This window comes from Actinomyces sp. oral taxon 448 str. F0400 (assembly GCF_000220835.1).
GTDB lineage: Bacteria > Actinomycetota > Actinomycetes > Actinomycetales > Actinomycetaceae > Actinomyces.
Map to the genome: position 1 here is coordinate 291,215 of NZ_GL985606.1, position 3,472 is coordinate 294,686.

At 66.4% G+C, this 3,472-nt stretch carries 5 protein-coding genes; 3 read left to right on the top strand and 2 right to left on the bottom strand.

Going from position 1 to position 3,472, the window contains the following annotated elements:
- From HMPREF9062_RS01340 to HMPREF9062_RS13805, 3 genes are all read left to right on the top strand, one after another.
- Positions 1-737, top strand: a 737-nt coding sequence (locus HMPREF9062_RS01340) for an AAA family ATPase (protein ID WP_009409822.1), incomplete at its 5' end; no start/stop codon positions are given.
- The gene (locus HMPREF9062_RS01345; protein WP_009409823.1) at positions 734-1,564 is read left to right on the top strand and encodes an ABC transporter permease subunit; all 831 of its coding nucleotides are present in this window, start codon (positions 734-736) and stop codon (positions 1,562-1,564) included. The genes HMPREF9062_RS01340 and HMPREF9062_RS01345, both read left to right, overlap by 4 nt.
- Before the next feature lie 53 nt (positions 1,565-1,617).
- Positions 1,618-2,187: a thioesterase II family protein gene (locus tag HMPREF9062_RS13805; RefSeq protein ID WP_009409824.1), complete on the top strand. Its 570-nt coding sequence runs from the start codon at positions 1,618-1,620 to the stop codon at positions 2,185-2,187.
- Between the two features lie 29 nt (positions 2,188-2,216).
- On the opposite strand, the gene HMPREF9062_RS01350 is transcribed toward HMPREF9062_RS13805, so the two are convergent.
- Positions 2,217-2,888 carry a 4'-phosphopantetheinyl transferase family protein gene (locus HMPREF9062_RS01350; RefSeq protein WP_009409825.1) on the bottom strand — a complete coding sequence of 224 codons (672 nt, stop codon included), beginning with the start codon at positions 2,886-2,888 and terminating at the stop codon, positions 2,217-2,219.
- A gap of 27 nt (positions 2,889-2,915) precedes the next feature.
- Positions 2,916-3,317: a hypothetical protein gene (locus tag HMPREF9062_RS01355; RefSeq protein WP_009409826.1), complete on the bottom strand. Its 402-nt coding sequence runs from the start codon at positions 3,315-3,317 to the stop codon at positions 2,916-2,918.
- Positions 3,318-3,472: the final 155 nt, after the last annotated feature.

Genomic DNA, 3,472 nt, shown 5'->3' on the forward strand with positions numbered 1-3,472 from the left:
TTCTCGGCCGAGCACCGCAGAAGGCCAAACCCGAGCTGCGCCGGCGCATCGGGTATCTCCCGGGAGAGATCAAGTTGACGGAACGGAGCAGCGGGGAGTCGGTGCTGGATCATTTCAAGAGCATCAGCGGCACCGTCGCGCCCGGCGCGGTGGAATCGCTCGCCGAGCGCCTGGATCTCGACCTCCACAGGCCCGTACGCGATTTGTCGAAGGGAAATCGTCAGAAACTCGGACTGATCCAGGCCTTCATGCACCAACCCGAGCTGCTGATTCTCGATGAGCCCACCAGCGGCCTCGATCCATTGATGCAGCATGAGTTCCTCAACCTCATCCGCGAAGCGCAGAACAATGGTCAGACCGTGCTCCTCAGCTCCCATATTCTTGGTGAGATTCAGCACACGGCAGACGCCGCAGCAGTTCTTGCGCACGGCACGATCGTGGCGGAGGGGGACATCGCCTCGCTCCGCATCACCGGCGCCTCACGCCTGCGCACGGTAGTCACCGGCACCGACGCGCAGTCCCTTCGCTCCCAGCTCGAGAAGCACCCGGAGCTGACCGAGCTGGAGGTCCGCGAGATCGGCCAGTCCATGGTCCAGGTGTCGGGCCTGCTGCGCGGCGAACCGGACTCCCTGATCAAAACCCTCTCCCACTACACGATTCACGATCTCACCCTCGAGGAGCCGGACCTCGAGGAATCCGTCCTGGAACTCTACGAAAGCACGGTGACCCCCTCATGACGACCTCGACCGCACGAACCGCCGACGACCGCTCGGCTGCATTCCCGATCCTGCGCTGGCAGCTGCGCAGCGGCATCCGCGGACTGATCGGCTGGTCCCTCGGTCTTGCCGTGGTGCTCCTCCTCTACCTGCCCGTCTATCCGAACGTCCAGACGCCCCAGGTCAGCGACATGATCGATTCGCTGCCCCAGCAGATGTCCGGAGCTCTAGGACTCGACAGGATCGCCACGGGCGCCGGCTACACCCAGGCGACCTACTTCGGCCTGCTCGGCTTCCTGATCGCCGCCATGGCCTGCATCGTCTGGGGCTCGCAATTCATCGCCGGGGCGGAGGAGTCCGGGCGACTGGAGCTGACGATGTCACACGCCGTGGGGCGGGGCCAGTACGCCCTGGAGAGCCTGGTCACCCTCGTGGCTCGAGCGCTGGTCCTGTGCGCCACCACCATCGTGGGCCTCCTGGTGCTCAACGGCCCGTCAAAGCTCTCGCTCTCGGTGGGCAACGCCCTCACCGCCACGATCGCCTGGGGCGCGCTCGCCCTCGCGTGCGGCGTCACCGCGCTGACCGTGGGGGCCATGAGCGGTCGGCAGAACTGGGCCATCGGCGCGGGCGCAGCCGTCTGCGTGGCCGCCTACGTCTTCGACGCGGTCGCTAAGACGAGCACCTCCCTGGAGTGGCTGTCGAAGCTCTCGCCCTATCACTGGGCGTTCGGCGACGACCCGCTAACCACCGGGCACGGCTGGGGCGGCATCGCTCTGCTCTGCGGGTTCTCCGTCGTGCTCTTCGTCATCGGGTACCTGTTCTTCACCCGCCGAGACCTCCACGACTGATCGTCGAGGATGCGAGCGACGTACCCCGCCGCCGAGCCGCGGAGCTGGCGCTGATGCGAGAGCGAACCGACGACGCCTGGTTCACGAACTGGCGCAACGCCGCCGACCAGGTCGGGCAGATCACCCTCGTGTGCCTGCCCCACGCCGGTGCTGGAGCCTCCGTCTACGCCCGCTGGGCCGCGCTGCTCCCCCCGTGGATTGACCTCGTCGGAATCACCCTGCCTGGGCGCGAGTCCCGGATCAGCGAGTCCCCGCTGACATCCATGGACGAGGTGATCAGCCGCCTGGGGCCAGCCGTGTCAGCTCGTGTGCAGGAGCCGTTCGCCCTCTTCGGCCACAGCCTGGGCGCACTCATCGGCTACGAACTGGCCTGCTGGCTGGGCACCCGGTGCAGCGCGGCCCGACCCGAGCTCCTCGTTGTCTCGGGCCGGGCCGCGCCGGTGCCAGGCCTCCGGAGCCGAGGAAGGCCAGGAGACCGGCCCGCCCCATCCGCACAACCATGTCCGGCGAAGAGATCCCGCGGTACATGGACCCCGCGACGTAGGCGAATCGTAGGCCGTGCCGGTGTCGGAAGTCGGCGCTCCCGAGGAGGTCGGCCGGCACGACCATGGTCTGCTCCCTAGCTCGTTCTCTCACGGTGGTGATCATCGGATCAGTCCGTCTCTCGCGACGGCAGGACCACAGCGGTCCGCAGGATCCCTTCGGAGAGATCCCAATGCCCCGAGAGCCGGGCGGGTACGCCGCCGACCGGCCTCTGACGCGGTGCGGAGGGGCGAATCGCTGCAGTGAAAAGCCCGTCGGGGCTCAGAATAATCTGCACCTGCTCAAATCCCAGCAGGGTGCGCTCTAGGGGGAACCACGCCTTGAAGACCGCTTCCTTAGCACTGAAAAGGACCTTATCGCCGCAGACGTCCGGATGCAATACCTCCACTTGATCAGCCGCCGCCCTCTCGTCCGCTGAGGAGATCCGCTGATAGACGCCTCCGGGGAGGGGGTGGTTGGGCTCGGCATCGATTCCCACGCCGCGCACCTCGCAACTGCGACCGATCGCGACCGCACGATAACCCTGGCAATGCGTGATGGAGCCAACCACGCCCATCGGCCAGCGCGGTTCACCTCGCTCACCGGGGACCATCGACGGCCTCGGGAGCCCGAAATCTTTCAGGCCCCGGCGGACCAGTGCCCGAACGGTGCAGAACTCGTTGAACCGCTTGGGCACGGCCCGGCGAATATGCTCCAGCTCATCGGGGTACAAGGGCTCGGCCAAGTCGCATCTCGATTCGTAGAGCTGAACGCCAGCCTGACCGGAAAGTCCTTCTTGCACGGTGCCGTCCGTACGATCTCGGCCCGGCTACTGCGCCGTGGCGCTCTGCCCGGACAGGGACTTCTTATGCTCTTCGAGCATTGCGCCGTTGTCGGTGAGCATGCCGTGCGAGTACAGCTCGAGAGCCGGCAGCATCGTGGTCGCCACGTGGTTCTGCCAGATCTCCATGCTGGTGGTCCCCGGCTCGGCCATGGCGAACTCCATGACGAGCGCGCCGACCTGACTCAGCGTCACGTAGCGTGCCCGGGCCTTCGGGTCGACGCTTTCGACGATGATCCCGTGCTCCACCTGCTGGGCCAGGCTCTGCTCGGCGTCGGCGATCATCTGCTCGACGACGCGACGGGCGAGGTCGCCGCCGGTGCGCAGACACATCGCCAGGTAGCGGACGACCGGTTCGTACTCGTCGGCGGTCGCCAGGTGTTTGAGCATGTCGTCGTGGGGTTGAGTGACCCGTGGGTTGCCTCGAGCCCCTGGGAGCCGTAGACCCGCATGGCCGCATTCTTGATGTTCTGCACCTTGTTGTTGATGTCCTGCGTGTGTGACACGTTTCCTCCGTATAGGCCAGTTTCAACGCGAGGAGCATG

Coding starts and splice junctions, on each gene's coding strand:
- HMPREF9062_RS01345 (WP_009409823.1), top strand. CDS start 734: ATGACGACCTCGACCGCACGAACCGCCGACGACCGCTCGGCTGCATTC.
- HMPREF9062_RS13805 (WP_009409824.1), top strand. CDS start 1,618: ATGCGAGAGCGAACCGACGACGCCTGGTTCACGAACTGGCGCAACGCC.
- HMPREF9062_RS01355 (WP_009409826.1), bottom strand. CDS start 3,317: ATGCTCAAACACCTGGCGACCGCCGACGAGTACGAACCGGTCGTCCGC.